The sequence below is a fragment of the Allobosea sp. TND4EK4 genome, assembly GCF_900156025.1.
Taxonomy (GTDB): Bacteria; Pseudomonadota; Alphaproteobacteria; order Rhizobiales; family Beijerinckiaceae; genus Allobosea.
In genome coordinates this window covers 137929-158465 of sequence record NZ_FTMO01000007.1, presented here as the reverse complement: position 1 = coordinate 158465, position 20537 = coordinate 137929, and the positions used below count along the sequence as shown (strand labels likewise).

Annotated in this window: 22 protein-coding genes; 5 read left to right on the top strand and 17 right to left on the bottom strand. The window is 67.3% G+C overall.

Annotated elements, in window-relative coordinates:
- Positions 1 to 2 precede the first annotated feature (2 nt).
- The 3 genes from BW981_RS14070 to BW981_RS14060 all read right to left on the bottom strand — a co-directional run bounded on the left by BW981_RS14070 (position 3) and on the right by BW981_RS14060 (position 2707).
- A complete protein-coding gene (locus tag BW981_RS14070) occupies positions 3 to 857 on the bottom strand; it encodes a C40 family peptidase (protein WP_076440207.1) in 855 nt (284 codons plus the stop codon).
- Between the two features lie 40 nt (positions 858 to 897).
- Positions 898 to 1251 (bottom strand): MarR family transcriptional regulator, encoded by a 354-nt coding sequence (locus BW981_RS14065; RefSeq protein ID WP_076440205.1) that lies wholly within the window; start codon positions 1249 to 1251, stop codon positions 898 to 900.
- Positions 1252 to 1330: 79 nt separating this feature from the next.
- Positions 1331 to 2707, bottom strand: coding sequence for a leucyl aminopeptidase family protein (locus BW981_RS14060; RefSeq protein WP_083712355.1), 1377 nt, complete (start codon positions 2705 to 2707; stop codon positions 1331 to 1333).
- A 119-nt stretch (positions 2708 to 2826) separates the two neighbouring features.
- On the opposite strand from BW981_RS14060, the gene BW981_RS14055 reads away from it, so the two are divergent.
- On the top strand, positions 2827 to 3699 hold the full coding sequence (locus BW981_RS14055; protein WP_083712354.1) for a tetratricopeptide repeat protein: 873 nt from the start codon (positions 2827 to 2829) through the stop codon (positions 3697 to 3699).
- Positions 3700 to 3820: 121 nt separating this feature from the next.
- Here the strand turns inward: BW981_RS14055 and BW981_RS14050 are convergent, their stop codons facing one another.
- The 9 genes from BW981_RS14050 to BW981_RS14010 all read right to left on the bottom strand — a co-directional run bounded on the left by BW981_RS14050 (position 3821) and on the right by BW981_RS14010 (position 12475).
- A complete protein-coding gene (locus BW981_RS14050; protein ID WP_076440198.1) occupies positions 3821 to 4798 on the bottom strand; it encodes a type II secretion system F family protein in 978 nt (325 codons plus the stop codon).
- Positions 4799 to 4807: 9 nt separating this feature from the next.
- Complete coding sequence (locus tag BW981_RS14045; RefSeq protein WP_076440195.1) at positions 4808 to 5785, bottom strand: type II secretion system F family protein; 978 nt, start codon at positions 5783 to 5785, stop codon at positions 4808 to 4810.
- Between the two features lie 15 nt (positions 5786 to 5800).
- Positions 5801 to 7234: a CpaF family protein gene (locus BW981_RS14040; protein ID WP_076440193.1), complete on the bottom strand. Its 1434-nt coding sequence runs from the start codon at positions 7232 to 7234 to the stop codon at positions 5801 to 5803.
- A gap of 76 nt (positions 7235 to 7310) precedes the next feature.
- The gene (locus BW981_RS14035; RefSeq protein ID WP_076440190.1) at positions 7311 to 8579 is read right to left on the bottom strand and encodes a CpaE/TadZ family protein; all 1269 of its coding nucleotides are present in this window, start codon (positions 8577 to 8579) and stop codon (positions 7311 to 7313) included.
- Positions 8576 to 9322: a CpaD family pilus assembly protein gene (locus BW981_RS14030; protein ID WP_076440333.1), complete on the bottom strand. Its 747-nt coding sequence runs from the start codon at positions 9320 to 9322 to the stop codon at positions 8576 to 8578. Before BW981_RS14030 ends, BW981_RS14035 begins: the two co-directional genes overlap by 4 nt.
- Before the next feature lie 30 nt (positions 9323 to 9352).
- Entirely contained in the window at positions 9353 to 10795 is a 1443-nt protein-coding gene (locus BW981_RS14025; RefSeq protein ID WP_076440188.1) for a type II and III secretion system protein family protein, read from the bottom strand.
- Positions 10792 to 11574, bottom strand: a complete 783-nt coding sequence (gene cpaB, locus BW981_RS14020; protein WP_076440185.1) for a Flp pilus assembly protein CpaB — start codon at positions 11572 to 11574, stop codon at positions 10792 to 10794. The genes BW981_RS14025 and cpaB overlap by 4 nt, the downstream gene beginning before the upstream one ends.
- 116 nt (positions 11575 to 11690) lie before the next feature.
- Positions 11691 to 12206 carry an A24 family peptidase gene (locus BW981_RS14015; protein WP_175624131.1) on the bottom strand — a complete coding sequence of 172 codons (516 nt, stop codon included), beginning with the start codon at positions 12204 to 12206 and terminating at the stop codon, positions 11691 to 11693.
- A 98-nt stretch (positions 12207 to 12304) separates the two neighbouring features.
- The gene (locus BW981_RS14010; protein ID WP_076440183.1) at positions 12305 to 12475 is read right to left on the bottom strand and encodes a Flp family type IVb pilin; all 171 of its coding nucleotides are present in this window, start codon (positions 12473 to 12475) and stop codon (positions 12305 to 12307) included.
- 412 nt (positions 12476 to 12887) lie between these two features.
- Between BW981_RS14010 and BW981_RS14005 the strand changes: the two genes are divergently transcribed.
- The 3 genes from BW981_RS14005 (at position 12888) to BW981_RS13995 (ending at position 14780) form a co-directional block, all read left to right on the top strand.
- Positions 12888 to 13379: a pilus assembly protein N-terminal domain-containing protein gene (locus tag BW981_RS14005; protein WP_076440180.1), complete on the top strand. Its 492-nt coding sequence runs from the start codon at positions 12888 to 12890 to the stop codon at positions 13377 to 13379.
- A 187-nt stretch (positions 13380 to 13566) separates the two neighbouring features.
- Positions 13567 to 14169 (top strand): TadE/TadG family type IV pilus assembly protein, encoded by a 603-nt coding sequence (locus BW981_RS14000; RefSeq protein WP_076440329.1) that lies wholly within the window; start codon positions 13567 to 13569, stop codon positions 14167 to 14169.
- A 14-nt stretch (positions 14170 to 14183) separates the two neighbouring features.
- Positions 14184 to 14780, top strand: a complete 597-nt coding sequence (locus BW981_RS13995) for a TadE/TadG family type IV pilus assembly protein (RefSeq protein WP_076440178.1) — start codon at positions 14184 to 14186, stop codon at positions 14778 to 14780.
- A 31-nt stretch (positions 14781 to 14811) separates the two neighbouring features.
- Here BW981_RS13995 and BW981_RS13990 read toward each other — a convergent pair whose 3' ends face one another.
- Complete coding sequence (locus BW981_RS13990) at positions 14812 to 15336, bottom strand: retropepsin-like aspartic protease family protein (protein WP_175624130.1); 525 nt, start codon at positions 15334 to 15336, stop codon at positions 14812 to 14814.
- Between the two features lie 188 nt (positions 15337 to 15524).
- On the bottom strand, positions 15525 to 16421 hold the full coding sequence (locus BW981_RS13985; protein ID WP_076440175.1) for a 2-dehydro-3-deoxygalactonokinase: 897 nt from the start codon (positions 16419 to 16421) through the stop codon (positions 15525 to 15527).
- Positions 16422 to 16550: 129 nt separating this feature from the next.
- On the opposite strand from BW981_RS13985, the gene BW981_RS13980 reads away from it, so the two are divergent.
- Positions 16551 to 17435: an aldose epimerase family protein gene (locus BW981_RS13980; protein ID WP_076440172.1), complete on the top strand. Its 885-nt coding sequence runs from the start codon at positions 16551 to 16553 to the stop codon at positions 17433 to 17435.
- A gap of 14 nt (positions 17436 to 17449) precedes the next feature.
- On the opposite strand, the gene BW981_RS13975 is transcribed toward BW981_RS13980, so the two are convergent.
- From BW981_RS13975 to BW981_RS13965, 3 genes are all read right to left on the bottom strand, one after another.
- Complete coding sequence (locus tag BW981_RS13975) at positions 17450 to 18190, bottom strand: L,D-transpeptidase (protein ID WP_083712365.1); 741 nt, start codon at positions 18188 to 18190, stop codon at positions 17450 to 17452.
- A 130-nt stretch (positions 18191 to 18320) separates the two neighbouring features.
- Entirely contained in the window at positions 18321 to 19154 is an 834-nt protein-coding gene (locus BW981_RS13970; RefSeq protein ID WP_210188669.1) for an aldo/keto reductase, read from the bottom strand.
- Positions 19155 to 19207: 53 nt separating this feature from the next.
- Positions 19208 to 20530, bottom strand: a complete 1323-nt coding sequence (locus BW981_RS13965; protein WP_076440165.1) for a bifunctional folylpolyglutamate synthase/dihydrofolate synthase — start codon at positions 20528 to 20530, stop codon at positions 19208 to 19210.
- Between the last annotated feature and the right edge of the window lie 7 nt (positions 20531 to 20537).

The following is a 20537-nucleotide window of genomic DNA, read 5'->3' as shown; positions in this document are numbered from 1 at the left end:
GGCTAAAGGCGGCGGACGCTCGTGATCGCGCCGAAGCTCTTATCGCGGATGCGGTCGCGGGCCTCCCGCAGAGGCTCGCGATGGACATCCATGGTATAGCCGTTCGCGTGCAGCAGCGTGTCTGGGTCGGTCAGAATGCCGACATGGCCTTTCCAGAACACGAGATCGCCGCGCCTCAAGCCATCCAGCGCCTCGTCAAACCGCACGGGCTGTCCGACCAAAGCCTCCAGCTGATCGGAATCGCGCGGTGCCGCGATGCCGGCGGCGGCGAGCGCGAGCTGCGTCAGACCCGAGCAGTCGAGCCCGAGGCTGGTCTTCCCGCCCCACAGATAGGGCACGCCGAGGAAGCGCTCCGCGACCGCGACGAAATCGGGCTCGAGCCGGTCGAGGGGGGCGAGATGGCGCAGGAAGATATGGCCCCCGTCGGCCAGCACGGCGAAATCGCCCGTCTGCGCGACCACGGTCACGCTTGCGCCGAGCGAGAGGGCCGCAAGGGGCGCCAGCTTGATCGAGGGCCCCGGATACAGAAAAGTCCGCAGCGCGGCGACCCGGTGGGTCGGCGCACTCGCCTCGGCCCTGAGCGCGTCGTCGGGCAGGTAGCCGACATAGCCGTCGCCGGCGAGCTGCGCCCAGGCCCAGCCCTCATGGCGCTCATAGACCTGAACCAGCTCGCCGCGGAGTGCCTCGGTATCGAGCGGCGCATCGGGCCGCGGCTCGCGCCTGACCGGGGCGGAGGATGCGACGACCCGCATCGGCTGCGGCTCGGCGAAGGCGCCGGCCTCCACCTGCCCGCGCAGATGGCTCGCCGCAAGGTCGGAGCGGAAAACGGTGATGCGCCTGTCGAGAATCGTGCTCATGGCGACAACCTAACGCTTCGCTCGCATCGGCGGGAAGGGTTTAGCCGCCGCCGGCTTCCCTGGCGCGCTCGGTGACGAGATCGGCCAGCCGCTCGACCGCGAGCGCGCCGGCGACCGTGCGCTGAATCACCACGTTGCGGCGGTCCTGCTCGTCGCGCTTGCGCGTCAGCAGGCCGAGCTTGCCGAGCGTGTCCAGGGCGCGGGTGATGACGGGTTTGGTGACGCCGAGCTGCTGGGCAAGCCCGCGCACCGTATGAGGCGGCAGTTCCAGATAGACCGTCAGGAGGATCGCCGTCTGGCGGGCCGACAGGTCCGCCTGTCCGTCGCGAACGAGGTCAAGATGGACCTGTCGCCAGAGCCGCAGCGCCTGCGAGGGTTTGATCTCCAGAGGCATGCCTGTCCGGGTCCGATCGTTACGGACCCGTATCATTAGCCTGCAGCCGGCGACAGGCAACTGTCTTGCTCGATCAGGCTTAACCGGCCGGGTAGCGCTCACTGGCGAGCGCGTAGATGAGCCGTCCCGCCTGGCACTCGCCGCCTTCGGGCCGCCCGGGCCTGGCCGAGGGGGTCCAGGCATAGATGTCGAAATGGGCGTAGGACGCCGTGCGTTCGACGAAGCGGTTCAGGAACAGCGCCGCTGTCACCGAACCCGCCATCGGGCCGCCGACATGGTTGATCCGGGCCACCTTGGACTCCAGCATGGTTTCATAGGGAGCCCATAGCGGCAGCCGCCAGACGGGATCGTTCACGGCCAGCCCGATCCGCGCGATGTCGGCGGCGAGGGCCTCGTCATGAGTATAGAAGGGCGGGAGCTCCGGCCCGAGCGCGGTGCGCGCCGCTCCCGTCAGCGTCGCGAAATCGACCAGCAGTGCGGGCTCCTCCTCATCGGCCAGCGCCAGCGCGTCGGCCAGGATGAGGCGCCCCTCGGCATCGGTGTTGCCGATCTCGACGCTGATGCCCTTCCGGCTCGGCAGGATGTCGCCGGGGCGGAACGCCGAACCCGAGATCGCATTCTCGACGGCCGGCACCAGAAGCCGCAGCCGCACCGGCAGCTTTGCCAGCATGATCATCCGCGCAGCCGCGATGGCGGCGGCCGCGCCGCCCATGTCCTTCTTCATCAGCAGCATCGACGACGCCGGCTTGATATCGAGGCCGCCCGTGTCGAAGGCCACACCCTTTCCGACCAATGTGACCTTGGGATGGGCCGGATCGCCCCAGCTGAGATCGATCAGGCGCGGCGCCCTTGCCGAGGCCCGGCCGACCGCATGGATCATCGGAAAGTTCCGGGCCAGCAGCGCGTCGCCGACGATGCTGTCCACCGTCGCGCCGGTCTCCGCCGCGACGGCGCGGATCGCCGCCTCGATCTCCTCCGGCCCCATATCGTTCGCGGGCGTGTTGACGAGGTCGCGCGCCAGAGCCACCGATCCGGCGATTCGCATGATGTCCTCGGGATCGATGCCCTGCGGCGCCGCCAGCCGCGCCTTGCTCGCACCGGCGTCGCGATAGCGGCCGAAGCGATAGCCCTGCAGCAGCCAGCCAAGCGCGGCCGAGGCCGGGTCGTCGAGCGGTCCGCATAGCCGATATTGGCCTTCCGGAAGCTGCGCCGCCAGCCGGGCCGGTGCGAAAGGGTCGCTGCGCCGGCCCGGCGCCCCCATGCCCAGCAGGACGGCGGCGATGGCGCCGTCGGCATCGGGCAGGAGGCAATGCTGGTTGGCACGACCCTCAAAGCCCTGTGCGATGGCGAAACTCGCTTGTGCGGCCGGCAATCCGTCCTGCAGCGCGGGCCAGTCGGAGGGCGAGACGATGTGGATTGGCGTTGCGTCGACGGATGTCGGGAGGAGCGCGTTCACGACGGGCAGTCCGGAAGCAGGAGGGAGGGGGCCGTTTAAGGAAGCGTTAGGGTTAACGACTTATCACCGGCTCTACCAGACGCAGTCCATGCAGCCGCACTCTCGCAGGCGATCGGTCCATGTGCCCAGCCCCCTTCGCATCTCCGCACCCCTCCCGAAGCCGGCATCGTCATGTCGCCCTGTCGCTTGCGATCGGGATGGCGGCGCTCGGCCTCGCCGGCTGCCAGAGCCGGGCGGGCCTCGGCGACGTCACCGGGTCGATCGGCCGCAGCGCGCCCGCCCAGCCGCGCACGGCGGCAGGCTGGCAGGCTGAGAGCGAGAGCTGGGGCAAGCGCTACGATGCCGACCGCAAGGACCGGAACGCGGCCTTCTTCTATGCGCGTGCCCTGCGCGCGCTCGACCAGAACGCCCAAGCGCTGGCCGTGCTGCAGAGCGCGGTCCTGATCCATCAGGACGATCGCGAGCTGCTCGGCGCCTATGGCCGCTCGCTTGCCGATAACGGCCGCCTGCGCGAAGCCGACGAGGTGCTCTCCCGAGCCCATACGCCAGAGCGTCCCGATTGGCGCATCCTGTCGGCGCAGGGCACCGTCGCCGACCAGCTCGGCGAGCACGAGCGCGCCCAGCAGCTCTACCAGACGGCGCTGAAGCTCGCGCCGAACGAGCCGACGATCATGTCCAATCTCGGCCTCTCGCTGGCGCTCTCGCGCAAGCTGCCGGAGGCCGAGCGCGTCCTTCACGAGGCGGCGGCCGCCCCCGGCGCCGATGCACGGGTGCGCCAGAATCTCGTGCTCGTGCTCGGGCTGCAGGGGCGTTTCGCGGAAGCGGAGACCGTTGCGCGCCGGGACCAGAGCCCGGCCGAGGCGGCGGCGACCGTCGCTTATCTCAAGCGCAGCGTCAGCCAGCAGAACAGCTGGGATCTGCTCAAGGGCGGCAAGCCGAAGGCGCAGCAGCCGGCGGCGCGGGCCCGGACCGCCGAAGCTCAGCCGGGCTGAAGAACCGGCCGCCCTTGGCACTGGCTCAACCCCGCGCTCGACAGAGCCGGTGAATCAGAAAGGCCGGCACCCGGACGGGTGAACCGGCCTTTTGTTTACGCGGCTGCTACCGCTCACGGGCTCACTGCCACTTGAACACCTGCGTCAGCGCCGGGACCATGATGATGACGAACAGCACCGGCAGGAAGAACACGATCATCGGCACCGTAAGCTTGGGCGGCAGCGAGGCCGCCTTCTTTTCCGCCATGTTCATGCGCTGGTCGCGGCTCTCCTGCGCCAGCGTCCGCAGGGCTGTACCCACCGGCGTGCCGTAGCGCTCGGCCTGGATCAGCGCGGTCGAGACGGACTTCACGCTCTCGAGCCCGGTGCGCATCGTCAGGTTCTCATAGGCGATGCGCCGGTCGGTCAGATAGGAAAGCTCTGCCGTGCAGAGGGCGAATTCTTCCGCCAGCGCGACGGATTGTCCGCCGATTTCGGTCGACACCTTCCGGAAGGCATGCTCGATCGACATGCCGGCCTCGACGCAGATCAGCAGGAGGTCGAGCGCGTCTGGGAAGGCCTGTCGCATCGAGGCCTGTCGCTTGCTGATCTGGTTCGAGAGGAAGATCTCCGGCGCCTTGATGCCGAGATAGGCGGCGGCGATGATGACACCGATCTTCATCATCGGCGCCAGGCCGAAATCGTTCACGACGAAGATGTAGAAGGCCGCGAAGAGGAACAGCCCGATCGGGCTCGCCATCCGAAAGAACAGGAAGGCGACTTCCGCCTGGGGGCCGCGATAGCCGGCCATGGCGAGCTGCTTCTTGGCCGTTTCCGTTCCCAGCCAGTCGCCCAGTTTGAACTGCTCGACGATACGGCGCATATAGGCCTTCGGCTCCTGCCTCAGGCTGACCTTGTCGCTTTGCCGATTGAGCCTTTCGCGCTCGCGGGCCCTGATCCTGTCGCGTTCGGAAGCGACGTTCTTCATCCGCTTCTGCAGGCTCTGGCCTTCCGTCAGCGGGATCGCGATGGTGAGCACGGTGGCGGCGGCGGCCACGGCCACCAGCAGCGCCAGCATGAACTGGGGATTGGTGATCCGGTCGACGATGAGGGAAATCATGGTGGCCCCTCAGATCTCGAAATTGATCATCTTGCGCATCACCAGAACGCCGATCAGCATCCAGATGGCGCTGCCGATCATGGCGAACTTGCCGACCTGCGTCAGCCACAGCAGTTCGATGTATTTCGGGGTGGTCAGATAGACGAGGACACCGACGATGATCGGCAACGAGCCGATGATCGAGGCGGAAGCCTTGGCCTCCATCGACACGGCCTGGATCTTGTCGCGCATCTTGCGCCGGTCGCGCAGCACGCGCGACAGGTTGGCGAGCGTCTCGGCCAGATTGCCGCCGGTCTTCTGCTGGATGGCGATGACGATCCCGAAGAAATTCGCCTCGGCGCAGGGCATCCGCTCGTTGAGCTTGACCACGGCGTCGGACAGCGGAAGGCCCAGCGCCTGGCCCTCGATGATCTGCCTGAATTCGCCGCGGACGGGCTCGTTGGCTTCGCTGGCGATGATCCGCAGGCAGTCGTTGACAGGCAGGCCGGACTTGATGCCGCGGACGATGACGTCGAGCGCGTTCGGGAACTCGATCCCGAACTGCTTAAGCCGCTTGGTCTTGCAGCGCTTGAGAAACCAGACCGGCAGCCCGAAACCACCGATGAACAGGGCTGTCATCGCGAGAATCGCGTTGCCACTGAGGACAAACACCAACAGCGCCAGGGCAACTGCGGTCACCGCCGAGACGATGTAATATTTGCGGCGCGTCCAGCTCAGACCGGCCTGTGCGATCCGCGTTTCGAGAGAGACCTTGTTTCGCGCGCTCTCGCGATTCTCGATCTCCTTGAGACTTTGGGCGACCTGGCCGCGCTTGGCACGCGCCTGCTGCTCGCGATCGACGCCGCGAATGGCGACCGGCCCGGCAAGGTCCTGGCGCCGCTTCTGCGCGCGCTTTTCCCCGCTGAGGGCCGGGTAGAGCAGCGCATAGGCGACGCCGCCGACGGCGAGCATCGCCAGGAGCGCGACCGCGAGCGTGCTCATGTCCATCTCGGCCCCGCACGATCAGACATGGGCAGCGCCGTCCTGGTCGAGCTGGTCGATCGCGTTCGCCAGCCTTTGCTCCTCGCCATAATAGCGCGCCCGCTCCCAGAAGCGGGGGCGGCCGATGCCGGTGGAGCGGTGGCGGCCGAGCAGCTTGCCCTGGGCGTCCTCGCCCAAAATCTCGTAGGTCAGCAGATCCTGCGTGATGATGACCTCGCCTTCCATGCCCATCACCTCCGTGACGTGCGTGATCCGTCGCGAACCGTCGCGCAGGCGCTGCGCCTGGATGATCACGTCGACCGAGGAGCAGATCATCTCGCGCAGGGTCTTCGAGGGCAGCGAGAAGCCGCCCATCGTGATCATCGATTCGATACGGCTCAGGCATTCGCGCGGCGTGTTGGCGTGGAGCGTGCCCATCGAGCCGTCATGGCCCGTATTCATCGCTTGCAGCAGGTCGAAGGCCTCGGGCCCGCGCACCTCGCCGACGATGATGCGCTCGGGCCGCATGCGCAGGCAGTTCTTGACGAGGTCGCGCATCGTCACCGCGCCGGTGCCCTCGAGATTGGGCGGGCGCGTCTCGAGGCGCACGACATGCGGCTGCTGCAGTTGAAGTTCCGCCGCGTCCTCGCAGGTGATGACGCGCTCGTCCTCGTCGATATAGTTGGTCAGGCAGTTCAGCAGCGTCGTCTTGCCCGAGCCCGTGCCGCCGGAGATGACGATGTTGCAGCGGACGCGGCCGATGATCTTCAGGATCTCGGCGCCCGGCGGCGAAATCGCCCCGAACCTGACGAGCTGGTCGAGCGTCAGCTTGTCCTTCTTGAATTTGCGGATGGTGAGCGCGGGCCCGTCGATCGCCAGCGGCGGCGCGATCACGTTGACGCGCGAGCCGTCGGCGAGGCGCGCGTCGCAGATCGGCGAGCTTTCGTCGACGCGCCGGCCGACCTGGCTGACGATGCGCTGGCAGATATTCATCAGCTGCGCATTGTCGCGGAAGCGGATGTTGGTGAGGGTGATCTTGCCGCCGGTTTCGATGAAGGTGCGGCTGGCGCCGTTGACCATGATATCGGCGATGTCGTCGCGCGCGAGCAGGGGCTCCAGCGGCCCGTAGCCGAGCACGTCGTTGCAGATGTCCTCGAGCAGTTCTTCCTGCTCGGCGATGGAGAGCACGACGTTCTTCAGCGAGATGATCTCGTTGATGATGTCGCGGATTTCCTCGCGTGCCGATTCGGAGTCGAGCTTCGCCAGCTGCGACAGATCGATGGCCTCGATCAGCGCCCCGAAGATCATGCTCTTCATCTGGTAGTAGTCTTCGGAGCGCGCCGTTTCCGGCGCTGTCTTGCGCTCCTCGACGACGACGGTCGGCTCCGCGCGGCGCGCAGCCGCCGGCTGCGGAGCCGAATTCCGGGCTACCGGGTTCAGCGCCGGCGCGGTGCCGGCGGATCGCTTGCCGAACATCTCGATTACTCCGGCCGCGGTCGAGGCGCCGCGGGCCAGTGGGCGGGACGATGGGAACGGGGGCTCAAGCCGGTGCTCATGAGGCCTTGCGACGCTTCAGTTTCGAAACGAGCGGCTCGAACAGGCCGCGCTTGCCGCGCTTGGCCTCGCCCCGGCCGGTCAGCAGGCTGGCGATCTGCGTGAAGGCCTCGTTCGCCTTGCTGCCCGCCTGGACCTCCGCGATCATCTGGCCGTTATTGGCGGCGGTGCCGAAGAGCTGCGCGTCGAAGGGGATCGAGCAGGTGACCTCGACGCCGAGCGCCTTGGCGAACTCCGCCGCGCCGATCTCCGGCCGCTTCGGCATGCCGACCTGGTTCAGCACCAGGCGCGCATGCGCATCGTTGGGCCGGCCGGCGCGGACAAGGTCGAGCAGGTTCTTGGCGTTGCGCAGGGATGCCAGCTCCGGCTCGGCCACGATGAGGATCTCGTCGGCGCCCAGGAGGGTGCGCTTCGTCAACGCGGTCCATTGATGCGGCACATCGAGCACGATGCAGGGGATGCTGGCGCGCAGCAGCTCGAGCAACTGGTCCAGCGCGCCTTCGTCGAGGTCGATCGTGCGATCGAGCATTGCCGGCGCCGCCAGCAGCGCGAGATTGTAGCTGCAGCGCGACAGCAGGCGGTCGAGAAAGTTCGAGTCGAGCCGCTCGGGCGCGAACAGAGCCTCGGCGATCCCCTGAGGCGGGTCCTGGTTGAAGTTGAGCCCAGCCGTGCCGAAGGCGACGTCCAGATCGACGATCACGGTCGAGGCATCGAGATTGCGGGCGATCGCCCAGCTGACATTGTGCGCGATCGTCGAGGAGCCGACACCGCCCTTCGCGCCCATCACCGCGACGGTGCGGCCGAGATGGCGCGCCTCCGGCGTCGTATAAAGCTCGGAGAGGGTGCGCAGGATGTCGAGGGTATCGAGCGGCGCCACCAGATATTCGCTGACGCCGCGTCGCATCAGGTCGCGATAGAGCTGAACGTCGTTGACGTGCCCGATCACGACGACCTTGGTGCCGGGGTCGCAACTCTCAGAGAGGGATTCGAGGTGGCCGATCAGCGCGGCCGGCTCCGAAACGGTCTCCAGCACGATGATGTTGGGCGTCGGAGCGGCGCGGAACGCCTCCACCGCTGCGGCAGGGCCGCCCATCTGGATGCGCGCATGCGCCTTGTCCATGCGCCGGTCGGCGACAGCCGCCTGCATCGCGGCCGCGACCGGGGCGGTTTCGCAGAATGCCTGCAGGGTGATCCGCGGCAGCGGGGCGATGACGCCTTCGCTCGAAGGGGCCCCGGCGTCTGCGGCGCCCGTCTCCGACACGCTCATGTCCCCCCTCCGACGGACGAGTTGATCTGCGGGGTTGTCGCGCGATATTGCGTCGAAGGATCCTGCCCCTGGCGGATCTTGGCGATGGCGTTCATGCGCTTGACGATGTCCGGCCGCCCTTCTTCGCGCGGGCGCACGAGATCGATCGGATCGGCGACCTGGGCGGCTAGCGTCGCCTGTTGGGAGCAGCCGAAGTTCCAGTACTGCTCGTTCGACGCGGAGAACTTGAAATCCGAGCTGCCGAGATCCTGTGGCCACTGCCCGCATTCATGCGGCAGCTGCGCCTGGAGCGAGGCGAAGGTCAGCCGGATCGGCGAAGCGAGCAGCGGATCCTGCACCGGATAGGTCCGGACCGACAGAAGGGCCGGCGAGACGCCTCCCTGGGCCAGCGCCGCGCGAATGCCGCCGAGGGTATCGTGGGTCGCGAGTTCACGCCGCGCTCCGGTCGGAACTTCCGCGACGAGTCCGCCACGGCCGCTGCGGCGAAATTCCTGGGCGAAGGCGATGACATCGCCCCTCTGCCGCGGGTCGAGCGCCTTGCCGGAGCGCCCGACGAAGACGTCGAGCGAGCGCGGCGCGTCGCGCAGGACGATCGGATGCCTTTCGCGCACGTCGATCGGGGCGGAGGCAACGGGCTCCGGGCCCTTGCTGGCGCAGCCGGCGGCCAGCAGGCCGGTGGCCGCCGCCATGAGGGCGAGTCGCCATGGCAGCGGGAAATGCGATCGGGCCGGTGCCGTCTTCATCGCTTGATCCTTCATGCGATCTCCCCCGCCTCAATCCGCGATGAAGCCGACGCGGCCCTTATAGGCCTGGGGAACCGGACCGCTGCCGCTGCCGTAGATCTTGTTGAGGCGGCCGAGCAGGATCGCCTGCGAATCATGCGATTCGACGAATCCGTCATCCGGGCGTTGCACCTGGCTCGGCGCCATCGGCTTGGCGATGTAGGGGGTCGCGGTGATCATCAATTCGGTTTCCTCGCGCTGATAGTCGCGCGAGCGGAACAGCGTGCCGATGATCGGCAGGTTCATCAGCCCGGGCAGGCCGTTGAGCGAGCTCTTCGAGACACGCTGGATCAGCCCCGCAGTTGCCAGCGTGCCGCCCGAGGGCAGTTCGACCGTCGTATCGGATTTGCGCACCCGGAAGGCGGGTGTGTTGAGGCCGGCCTGTGAGTTGTCGCTGAGGCGGAACTGGTTCTCGAAATCGAGTTCCGTCACCTCGGTCGCGATGCGCATGCTGATCTTGGCGTCGGACAGAACGATCGGGGTGAAATTCAGCGTCACGCCGATGGGCTTGTATTCGAGCTGGACCTGGCACGTCTGGCGCCCGAACGTGTCATAGGAGCAGGTCTGCCCCTTCGGAACCGGAATCTCGCCGCCTGCGGTGAACTTCGCCGTTTCGCCCGAGATCGCCGTCACGGTCGGCTCGGCGAGGACGCGCGCCAGGCCCGCCCGCTCGAGCGCGCGCAGCGTGAAGTTCTGGGAGTTGCCGATGCCGGCGCCGATCGCGGTGGCGGACAGGGCCTGCGGCTGCAGGGGCAGCGGATTGTCGATCGAGGGGGTGATCGAGAACTTGCCGAGCTTCCATTCGCCGGTCGAGTTGATGCCGAGCTGCTTGATCGCCTTGCGCTGAACCTCGGAGATGACGACCTTCACCATCACCTGGTCGCGGTCCCTGATCGTCAGGGAGTTGATCACCGAGCCCTTGGCGCTGGTCTTGTCGGAGACGCCGACGAAGGCATTGGCGATATCGACGGCCTGGGTCGCTTCCGAGGCGTTCGGCACGGTGCCGATCAGCAGGATCGACTCGCCCGCCGGCTTGATCTCGATCTGGGAGTTCGGCAGCGCCGTGCGCAGCGTCTGGCGCAGGACGTTCAGATCGCGCCCGACATTGATTTCGAGCGCGGTGATCTGGCGGCCTTCGGCGTCCATCACGAACATCGAGGTCGCGCCGTCGGCGATGCCGATGATGAAGAGCTTGCGCGCCGTGCGGACGACCGCGTTGGCGACCTTCGGGTTCGCGACGAAGACCTCCTTGGCGTCACGCGGCAGTTCGACCACCAGCGAACGCCCGATCGAAAGGTCGAGCTTGCGCGATATCGCATAGTCGCTGGTGCCGACGTTGAGCACCGGCGCAGGGCCGGCGGATTGCGCTTGGGCGGGGAGCGGGAGCAGCGGAAGGAGCGCCGCCGCTGCGAGGAGGATGCCGGATCTGCTCATGGCTTCACATTCTTGGTGGTGACGCCGTACCGCACGAGGGTCATGCCGTTTTCGACCGTGTTCTCCGGCGCGCTGACCTCGCCGCTATCCTTGAGGCTGCGGAGCGCGAGCGAGAGGGCGCCGGCCTTCTGCCCCTGCACCAGGACGGGGATCTGGGCGGCAGCGATCTCGAGCGTGGCGGTTTCCCCGATCACGACCTTCTCGCCGTTCCGTTCCTGGATGTTCTGACCGATGGCCAGCACACGGATGTTTCGCAGCAAGGTATCGCTGGCATAGGAATCGGCGCCGCCATTGCTGGCTTCGGTGCGGACCGTGCTGATGACGTCGACCCGGTCGTTGGGGAGGATGAAGCCGCCCGCCGTATTCGCGCCGCGGCTGTCGGTGCTGATGGCGACAGCGCGCATGCCGGATGGCAGGACGGCGGAGAGAAAGCCGGTGCCGTCGGTCTTGATGAGCTTCTCGCGGCGGATCGGCTCGGCGGCCAGGATCGCATAGCGCGCCACCTGCCCGATGATCTCTTTTTCAGCGTCGGGGGCTTCGTCCTTGCGCACGATGCCCGAAGGAACTCCCGCTAGAGGCCAGTCGATCCAGCGCAGATCGCCCGCGGAAACGGTGTTGCCCAGCGGGATGTCGGAAGCGGCGACCAGTACCGGAACGGTCGGCGCAGCTTCGACCTTGGCGACCGCAGGAGGAACCTCGGAAGGGCGCTGCACAAGCAGAGCGGCTCCCAGGCCTGCGGCCAGGGCGACCGCCAGAATGATGATGCGTGCTGGACTCATCGACGCCCGATCCTCAGCCGATCGCATTCGGCTCTTGCTCGGGATCGTCGGTCCGAAACGTCAACTTATGGTTAATCGGTCGTGTATTTTTTGAAAGGGAGCCGGGGTCGCCTTGGCTACAGAGCCATCGCCGCGCGCCAGATGGCCGTCTCCGGCAGGATCAAGAGCGCTGCCATCGCCAGTGCGATCCCGTACGGCACGCCGGTCGTCGCACCGTGCAGGCGCCGGGCCCATTCCCAATCTTTCGCGACCTGTGGCAGCGGATACTCCCGCAGCCGGATGATGGCGACCGTCAGCAGCCCGCCGATCGCGCCCGAGATCATGAGATAGGCCGAGAGCTGATCGAAGCCGAACCACAGGGCGGTTGCGGCGGCCAGCTTTGCGTCCCCGCCGCCGATCCATCCGGCGGCGAAGAAGCCGAAGGTGACCGCGAGCACGAGGGCGCCCGCCGCGACATGCCATGCCAGTTCGACTGCCGAAAGGCCGATCACGGCCGCACAAAGCCCGAATGTCGCGATCAGGATCAGGCAGAGCCTGTTCGAAATGGTCATCCAGACGAGATCGCTCGACGCCGCGAACGCCATGATGGCCGGAAAGATACCGAGAAAGATGATTTGCGAGAGCACCGACATGGCTTCACCCGACCCAGGCTCGAACGGCCTAACCAAAACGAAACGGGGCGCTCGGATGATCCGGGCGCCCCGCCGCTAGCTGCCGAGAGGCAGCTAGATCACTTGCCCTTGAGCTGGGTCGAGATGTCCGTGAACTGCGCCTGCAGCTTGCCGCCGAGGGCGGTCATGCCGCCGATCGCGGCAACGGCGACCAGGGCGGCGATCAGGCCGTACTCGATGGCGGTGGCGCCGGACTCGTTCTTGATGAAGCGGGCGAAAAGATTGGTCATGATGAAACTCCTTGCCACGGTTTGACGGCTGCCTTCGCTCTGGATCGGCTTCGGTCAGCGACAGGAACGAACTTAGCGAGCGCCTCTTGCTGAACCGTTAAACGATGAGAAGAATTCGCGGAATCTCGAAGCGCTTTCGTCTGTGGTTAACGCGGGATTGATATGTATTTATCCGATATAATTCCTCGATATCTAGTAAATACTGCGAATTGATTGGTTAAAATTGCAGGAATAGTTTCGGAGAATTTCAGAGAACCGGCAGCGATCAGGCGAGTTGGTCAATCATAGCCCTGATGTCTTCCGTTACGAGATCATCCGCCGGGTCCTTTCAGGTCCTGAGTCCGGGCCGGTTTAGCGTTTGATTCATCATTTTGCGCTTGGATCGCCGGGTCACAAGCTTCGAGGCGCCGCCATGGACACTGTCCGGACCGCAGAAGGGTCCCGTCCAGCCAGATCCTACCTGTCTGCCGCCATCGTTTCCGTGCTGCTCGCGGCTGGTCCGGCTGTCGCCGCGCCGCTCGAGAGCGTCGTCGTGCTTGTGGATCATGCCAAGGTCATCCGCCTGCCGGCGCAGGCACAGACCGTCGTGGTCGGCAACCCGGCTATCGCCGATGTGACGGTGCAGCGCAACGGCGTGATGATCGTGACGGGCAAGAGCTACGGCGTGACCAACTTGATCGCGCTCGACGCCACCGGAACCCTTCTGGCGGAATCGCTCGTGCGCGTGAGTCCCGACGGCGATGCGGTGCTGACCGTCCAGCGGGGCATGGAACGCGAAAGCTATTCCTGCACGCCCCAGTGCCAGCCTTCGGTCCAGCTCGGCGACTCGCAGAAATATTTCAGCGAGGCCGGGGCGCAGGCCTCCAGCCGCAATGCCATGGCCAGCGGGGCAGCGCCTCGCTAGGTCGCGCTTCGACGGCGCGGCTGACCGAATGGCTCGGCCGCACCCGCCGGGGCGGGCGCATGGTGAAGATCGGGTTCACGCCGGGTCGCGACCGCTGCTGGATAGGCATAACCGATCGGAAATTCTTTTCCCGTAGATGTTTCTTGCGCGGCGCAAAGGCGCTGCCCTCGAACAGATTGCGGATCCGATGGGCCTCTCTTCTCATCCCGATGGCGGCGCTCATCCGCCCCGTGCTCCCAAGGCCGGCTTGCTTCGGCGCTTTCGACGGTCCGAGCGAGGTGTCGCCGCCGTCGAATTCGGCCTGGTCGCCGTGCCGTTCTTTGCGTTGATGTTCGCGATCTTCGAGACCGCCCTGATGTTCTGGGCGAACGAGATCCTCGAGGAGTCGCTGTCCCAGGCTTCGCGGCGCCTCCTGACAGGAGAGGCCGTCAGCCGTTATACCTCCAACAATCCGGCCGCCAATGCGCAGGCCTTTCGTGACGACATCTGCGCGCTCGCGCCGACGGGACTGATCGACTGCTCCAAGCTCTATGTCGATGTGAAGCTTTATTCGAGTTTCGCCAATGCCAGCGCCGGCACCGGGGCGGTGACAGCGGGCGGCGCGCTGAACACCAATGGCTTTACCTATAACCAGCCACAGCCCGGCCAGATCATCGTGGCGCGCGCGGTGCTCGACTATCAGCTGTTCCTGACATCCTGGGCTTCGGCGGCGCTCGCCAATATCGGGCCCGGGCGCACGGCGCTGATCGCGACGACCACGTTCCGAGCGGAACCATTCGTCGGCTCGTGAGGAGGGGCTCCATCATGCTGTCCACCAGGCTGAAACAGCACCTCCTTGCGTTCCGGGAGGACCGCAAGGGCGTGGCGCTTGTCGAGTTTGCCGTCGCCCTTCCCGTCATGCTCGTCGCCTATCTCGGAACCGTCGACGTTACGCAGATGGTGATGGCCAGCCGCAAGGTCACGCAGCTGACATCGGCCCTCGCCGACCTCACGGCCCGCGCGCAGATCGTTGCGCCCGCCGACGTCAACAACATCTTCGACGCGGCCCAGATGATCCTGGCGCCCTTCTCCTCGACACCGGCGAAGATGGTGATCTCCAATGTCATCATCGACTCGACCGGCACGGCGCGGGTCTGCTGGAGCAGCCAGCGCAACAGCGCCGCGCTTGCACGCGGTACGACGGTCACGCTCCCGACGGCCCTTCGGGTGCCGAACACATCGGTTATCATGGCCCGGGCGAGCTATGATTACACCCCGATCACTGGTTACGTGATCACGGGAGCTGTGACGCTCGGAAACGATCCGATCTATACGCGCCCACGTGGTGCCCAGGCCGCCGGCTCCGCAAGCATCGAGCAGGTGATCCGCACCGACGCCAACCCCTGTCCGAGCTTCAGCTGACGCCTTCCGCGCCCGAGCGCTGCGGCCGGTCTCAGCCCCGCAGGACCATACGGCCGGTCTGGACCTCGTAGCCCGTCAGCTTGCCGAGGAACGAGTTCCCAAGCAGGCTGATCGACAGGGCGCCTGGCGGCAGCACCACCGCATCCACGTTCCTGACGACGATCTCTCCGAGGCGGATCTCTTTCAGCACCGCACGGAAGCCGCTCACGCTGCCATTGGCCGTGCTCAGCATCATCCGGCGCGGGTTGCTGCCGGCGGTGATGCCGAGGGCTCGCGCATCCTCGGCCGTCAGGGCCACGAGGCTGGCGCCGCTGTCGACCATCATCCGGACGCGAAAGTTGTCGATCGTCGGGTGGACGAGGTAATGCCCGCGATAATCGGCGGCAACCGCGAGGGTGGCGGGCTTGCGTGGGCCGGGCGCTTGGGTGGCGCGCGTCGCGGTGGCGGCCTGCGCCGGTTCCGCCACGACCTTCGGCGCAAGCCATTGCGTGTAGGCCAGTGCGGTGAGAGCGGCTGCGCCGGCGCAGCCCAAGGCCCAGCTCGTGGCATTCGACATGGCGGGACGCTCCTTGCAGAGCATCAGCATCCGGCATGCTGCCCTGACGAAGCGTGAACAGGGCTCGGCGGATTGTGTCGAAAGCGGCTTTGGCCGGGACGTGATCGCGCGAAGATGAATCGCAGGTTGCCGTTACGGGCGTGGCGGCTCCGTTGGCGCGTTCTGCCCGCCTGCTTGAGACCGAGCGATCATTCCGCAATGCCGGCGGCAAGGGTGCGCACGCCGGCGACGAAGGCCGCTTCGGGCGACGTCACCGTGGCGGTGATTCCAGCCGCGGCGAGCGCCTCGCCATAGCTTTCGGCCAGCGCGCCATCGGCAACCAGGTAAACCTCATCGGTCCGGCCGAACAGGGCCTGGGCGCCGGCTATCTCCTGGCCGACGAGCAGGGCCGAGAGGAAGGGGCCGACCTCGCCTCCAGCCATGCGGCCGGCCAGCACCTCGGTGCGAGCCGAGAACGCGGTGTTCAGCAGACCTCCCGGCCTTTCGGCCGCAGCCCGCCCGCGTGCCGCGCCGCTGGCGGCATCGTCGCCCTCCGGCGCCTGGGCCAGACGCGCCAGGATCGAGTCGTTGCGCAGCAGTCCGTAAACCTCGCCGGTCATGAAACTGGCGAACCGCATGACGCGCCCGCCGCGGATCTCGGCCCATTTGGAATGCGTGCCCGGAAGGCAGGCCAGGCCGTCCTCGACGCCGAGACCGAAGAGCAGCGTTTCCTCGCCGCGCATCACGTCGAAGGCACCCTCGTCACAGCACAGGCCGGGCAGGATGGTCGCGGCGGTGTTCTCCGCGAGGTTTACCGTGATCGCGGCAGCGGCAACCGCTTCGGCCGAGGCGGGGCAGGCGACATAGGCGGCCTCGACCCAGCCATTCCGGCTGCCGACCATCCCGGCAAGCACGATCGCCGCATCGGGAGCGGCACGCTGGAAGTCGCCGGCCAGCGCCTCGAAGGCTTCAGGATAGCCGCCGGCTGGCACCGCCTGGATGCCCTGATCGGCCACGCGCCGCTCCAGCACCTCACCGGTCGGGGAGATCAGGAAGGCGCGCGCTCGGGTGGTTCCCCAGTCGAGCGCGATCAAAGGTTTCGGCATGGCAGGCTCCGGCAGCGGTCGCACTGTTCCCATAGCGACACGTCCGGTCAAGGAGGCGGCGAGGCGCAAGGCTTGTCTCGCAGGACGACCCGGCCGAAGCTGCCGCCGCACCGATTCCCTGGACGCGCCATGCTCGAACTCGAAGCTGACGGCCTCAAGGCCAGCATCCTGCCGGCGGTTGGCGGTATCGTCGCACGGCTGGACTGGCGGGGGCCGGACGGGCGCATCCACCCCGTTCTCAGGCCGCCCGGCGCGCAGGCTCCCTCGACGGCGGAACCCAGTCACTGCGGGACCTGGGCGATGCTGCCCTTCGCCAACCGCGCCTTCGGCGGGCTGGTCGATGACGGCACGCAGCGATTCTCCGTCCCGGTCAACGATCCCGGCGGCGCCATCCACGGCTTCGGCTGGCAGTCGCCCTGGGAGGTTCTGCGGGAGGACCGCAGCCATACTGTGATCGAGCATCGCCGCGCCGAGGGGCCGGACCCCTATCGCTACCGCGCGCGCCAGGAGATCACGCTGGAAACGGGCGGTATGACCATCGGCTTTTCAGTCACCAACGCGGCTGACCGGGCACTACCCTTCGGGATCGGCCATCACCCATGGTTTCCCTGTGCTGCCGATACCCGGTTGCAGATGCGGGCGGCCGGAGCGCTCACCTTCGCCGGTGCCTTCCGCGCGACCGGCCGGCAGGACCTTGCCGATGGCGGACCCTATGCGGATGGAGCCCTGTTCCGCAGCGATGCGGTCACCGCCTGGAGCTTCCTCGGCTGGGACGGGCAAGCGCGCATCGAGACACCTTCGACCGGGCTCGCCATCGACATCACGGCGAGTGCCAATCTCCATTGCCCGGTCGTATGGGCACCGGCCGGCGCGGATTTTCTCTGCGTCGAGCCGCAGAGCCATGCGATCGGCGCGCCGAGCGAGCCGGCCGCCCGGGCAGCCACACCGTTGACGAGGCTGGAGCCGGGCGAGACGCTCGCAGGCTGGATGAGGATCGCGCCTTCCGCGCTGTGACCCGCCGTGCGGCCTCAGCGCCAGCCCGACCCGTAGCCGTACCCGGCCGGGTAATAGGGCTGGTAGCCATAGGCGCCCGCCGGCAGGGCCGGGCGAAGCATGATCTGGCCGCGCGCCGCTTCCCAGCCCGCCCCGCGCTGCTGCTGGGCGGCGCCAAGCGCGTGATGCCGCTGCGTCTTGGCTTTGGCGAGCTTGGCTTTGCTGACCTTCGCAACGCCCAGCCGAGGCTCGCCGCGGGTCGCGACCGCCACCGTCGCCTTGCTCCGGAGCTTGGCGAGCTTCGCCTTGCCGGCAGGGGTTGCCTTGGCGAAGCGCGAATGGTTGTCCGGCGCGGAGCCGTTGAGCGCGATCCGGGTCTGGGCGGCGCCATGCTTCTTCACCAGCGCGAAGAGCTTGGCGGCATTGGCCGGGTGCAGGCGGATGCAGCCATGTGAGGCGGGGCGCCCGAGTGCGCCGACCGCGCCGGTGCCATGGATCGCATAGCCACCCCGGAAGAACACGGCATGGGGCATGGCCCCGCCATATTTGCGCGAATACCAGTTCTTCTCCAGCCGTGTCGGCCGGTAGACGCCGTTCGGCGAGCGGAAGCCCTGGCGTCCTGATGAGATCGCCCAGTTGTAGACTTCGCCGTCGCTGGTGGTGACGCTCATCCGCTGCGCGGCGATGTCCACCTTCACATCGACGCCGGCCTTCGCCGCCGTGATGGCGCCGAAGGAAAGGAACAGGACGGCCAGAAGGCCCAGGACACGACGCATCGCCCGCAACTCCGAAATGACGCAACTGTTTTGGGGCTTGATCGTGGCTCTGGCGGCCGGCGCCCTGACTCTAGGAAAGCCCGGCGGCGGCGGCCTGTAAAGCGGCGAAGCGGATCGTGGTTTCCGCTCCTCAGATCATCGGCAGCGAAGACGGCTTGCGTCCGCGCGGAAAGGCGGCGTCAATCCGGGCGATATCGGCCTCCGTCAGCGACACTGTCAGCGCCCCGGCATTGTCCTCGACATGGGTCAGGCTCGCCGCTTTCGGGATCGCGAAGACAGCCGGATCGCGCGTCAGGAAGGCGAGTGCGACCTGCCGTGGTGTCGCGCCATGGGCGCTCGCGATCTCGGCGAGGACCCGCCCCTGCGCGCTTCCGGGCTCCGGAAAATCATGATGGCCGAAGGGGCTGTAGGCCGTCACGGCGACGCCGTGCCGCTGGCACCACGGGATGACGGCGTGCTCGATCGCGCGTTCGCGCAGATGGTAGAGGACCTGGTTGCAGGCGATTTTCCCGTCGCCGGCGACCTCGAGCGCCTCGTCGAGATCGTCCTCGTCGAAATTGCTGACGCCCCAGGACAGGATCTTGCCCTCCTGCTTCAGCGCCTCGAAGGCGGCGAAGGTCTCTTCCAGCGGATGCGGCCCGCGCCAATGCAGCAGGTATCCATCCAGCCGGTCGGTCTTCAGATGCTTCAGCGTGCGTTCGCAGGCCGCGCGTATGCCGGCACGGGAGGCATTGTGCGGCAGCACCTTGGACACGAGGAAGACCGCGTCGCGGCGCCCGGCGATCGCCTCTCCGATGATCGCCTCGGAGGCGCCATCGCCATACATCTCCGCCGTGTCGATATGGGTCAGGCCGAGATCGACCCCGTGGCGCAGCGCGGCGATGGCCTCGGCCTTGTCCCCTCGCTCGATGTACCAGCTGCCCTGGCCGATGGCGGGGACGCGCTTGCGGGTCCAGATCGTCATGCGGCGTCCTCCGTGACGTTGCATTCGGCCGGCAGCTGCGGCCTGTACTCGGTTCAGGTCGGCGGCGTGCCGTTGGCGGAAAGCACCTCGCCTGCCAGATAGAGCGAGCCGCAGATCAGGATGCGCGGTGGCGCGGGCCAGCTCAGGCTCGCAATGGTCCGCAGCGCCTGTTCGACCGATCCCGAAACCTCCGCCGTGAGCCCCGCCTCTCTGGCGGCCTCGGCGACCTCCCCGGCCGGCCGGGCCGCAAGCGAATTCTGGATCGGCACGGCATAAAGCATCTGCGCCAGGCCCTTGAAATGGCGCAGCGTGGCCCCGGCGTCCTTGGTCGAAAGCAGTCCCGCGATCATCACCAGAGGCGCGGGGTTGCGGTCGGCAAGGTCGGCCATGGCCTGCGCCAGCACGCGCCCGCCATCGGGATTATGCCCCCCGTCGAGCCAGAGCTCGGCCCGCTCGGGGATGAGGCCGACGAGTTGCCCGCGTGCCAGCCGCTGCAGCCGCGCCGGCCAGTCGGCGTTGCGCATGCCCGCTTCGAACGCCTGTGCCGGAAGGCCGCCATAGCCGGCGGCCCTCAGCGCCGCGATCGCGGTGCCGGCATTGATGTGCTGGTGCCGGCCGGAGAGGCGCGGCAGCGGCAGGTCGAGCAAACCGTCCAGGTCCTCATAGACCAATCGGCCCCCGGCCTCGTGGACGTTGAAATCCTGTGCCCCGACCAGGATCTTGGAGGCGCCGGCCCGCTCGGCGGCGGCTTCCAGCACGGCGGTCGGCTCCGGCTCCTGCGGCGCGATCACGGCAGGCGCACCGCGCTTGAAGATGCCGGCCTTCTCGCCCGCGATCTTGGTCACGGTGTCGCCGAGATATTCCGAATGGTCGAGCGAGACGGGCGTGACCACCGTGCAGGCCGGGTGCGCGACGATGTTGGTCGCGTCGTAGCGCCCGCCAAGTCCGACTTCGAGCAGCAGCACATCGGCCTTGTTCTCGGCAAACAGCAGCATGGCAGCCGCCGTTGTCATCTCGAAGAAGGTGATCGGATCGCCGGCATTGGCGGCCTCGCAGCGCTCCAGCGCCGCGACGAGCTTCTCTTCCTCGACGAAGCGCCCGCCGCCGGGTGCCCCCAGGCGGATGCGCTCATGGAAGCGCACCAGATGCGGGGAGATATAGACATGCACCGAAAGCCCGGCCGCCTCCAGGATCGCCCGCATGAAGGCGATGGTGGAGCCCTTGCCGTTGGTCCCGGCGACATGGATCACCGGGGGCAGACGCGTCTGCGGATCGCCCAGCCGCTCGAGCAGCGTCAGGATGCGGCCGAGCGAAAGATCGATCAGCTTGGGGTGCAGCGCCATGAAGCGCGCGAGCAGCGTGTCGGACGAGCCCATGCGCGCC

What these genes read in the sequence shown, in the direction of transcription:
- BW981_RS13985 (WP_076440175.1), bottom strand. Translation starts at nt 16,421, where the DNA reads ATGCCGAAACCTTTGATCGCGCTCGACTGGGGAACCACCCGAGCGCGC.
- BW981_RS14015 (WP_175624131.1), bottom strand. Translation starts at nt 12,206, where the DNA reads ATGTCGGTGCTCTCGCAAATCATCTTTCTCGGTATCTTTCCGGCCATC.
- BW981_RS14010 (WP_076440183.1), bottom strand. Translation starts at nt 12,475, where the DNA reads ATGACCAATCTTTTCGCCCGCTTCATCAAGAACGAGTCCGGCGCCACC.
- BW981_RS14035 (WP_076440190.1), bottom strand. Translation starts at nt 8,579, where the DNA reads ATGAGCGTGTCGGAGACGGGCGCCGCAGACGCCGGGGCCCCTTCGAGC.
- BW981_RS14065 (WP_076440205.1), bottom strand. Translation starts at nt 1,251, where the DNA reads ATGCCTCTGGAGATCAAACCCTCGCAGGCGCTGCGGCTCTGGCGACAG.
- BW981_RS13970 (WP_210188669.1), bottom strand. Translation starts at nt 19,154, where the DNA reads ATGACGATCTGGACCCGCAAGCGCGTCCCCGCCATCGGCCAGGGCAGC.
- BW981_RS14025 (WP_076440188.1), bottom strand. Translation starts at nt 10,795, where the DNA reads ATGAGCAGATCCGGCATCCTCCTCGCAGCGGCGGCGCTCCTTCCGCTG.
- BW981_RS13990 (WP_175624130.1), bottom strand. Translation starts at nt 15,336, where the DNA reads ATGTCGAATGCCACGAGCTGGGCCTTGGGCTGCGCCGGCGCAGCCGCT.
- BW981_RS14055 (WP_083712354.1), top strand. Translation starts at nt 2,827, where the DNA reads ATGTGCCCAGCCCCCTTCGCATCTCCGCACCCCTCCCGAAGCCGGCAT.
- BW981_RS14005 (WP_076440180.1), top strand. Translation starts at nt 12,888, where the DNA reads ATGGACACTGTCCGGACCGCAGAAGGGTCCCGTCCAGCCAGATCCTAC.
- BW981_RS14030 (WP_076440333.1), bottom strand. Translation starts at nt 9,322, where the DNA reads ATGAAGACGGCACCGGCCCGATCGCATTTCCCGCTGCCATGGCGACTC.
- BW981_RS13965 (WP_076440165.1), bottom strand. Translation starts at nt 20,530, where the DNA reads ATGGGCTCGTCCGACACGCTGCTCGCGCGCTTCATGGCGCTGCACCCC.
- cpaB (WP_076440185.1), bottom strand. Translation starts at nt 11,574, where the DNA reads ATGAGTCCAGCACGCATCATCATTCTGGCGGTCGCCCTGGCCGCAGGC.
- BW981_RS14000 (WP_076440329.1), top strand. Translation starts at nt 13,567, where the DNA reads ATGGGCCTCTCTTCTCATCCCGATGGCGGCGCTCATCCGCCCCGTGCT.
- BW981_RS14040 (WP_076440193.1), bottom strand. Translation starts at nt 7,234, where the DNA reads ATGTTCGGCAAGCGATCCGCCGGCACCGCGCCGGCGCTGAACCCGGTA.
- BW981_RS14070 (WP_076440207.1), bottom strand. Translation starts at nt 857, where the DNA reads ATGAGCACGATTCTCGACAGGCGCATCACCGTTTTCCGCTCCGACCTT.
- BW981_RS14045 (WP_076440195.1), bottom strand. Translation starts at nt 5,785, where the DNA reads ATGGACATGAGCACGCTCGCGGTCGCGCTCCTGGCGATGCTCGCCGTC.
- BW981_RS13995 (WP_076440178.1), top strand. Translation starts at nt 14,184, where the DNA reads ATGCTGTCCACCAGGCTGAAACAGCACCTCCTTGCGTTCCGGGAGGAC.
- BW981_RS14050 (WP_076440198.1), bottom strand. Translation starts at nt 4,798, where the DNA reads ATGATTTCCCTCATCGTCGACCGGATCACCAATCCCCAGTTCATGCTG.
- BW981_RS13980 (WP_076440172.1), top strand. Translation starts at nt 16,551, where the DNA reads ATGCTCGAACTCGAAGCTGACGGCCTCAAGGCCAGCATCCTGCCGGCG.
- BW981_RS13975 (WP_083712365.1), bottom strand. Translation starts at nt 18,190, where the DNA reads ATGCGTCGTGTCCTGGGCCTTCTGGCCGTCCTGTTCCTTTCCTTCGGC.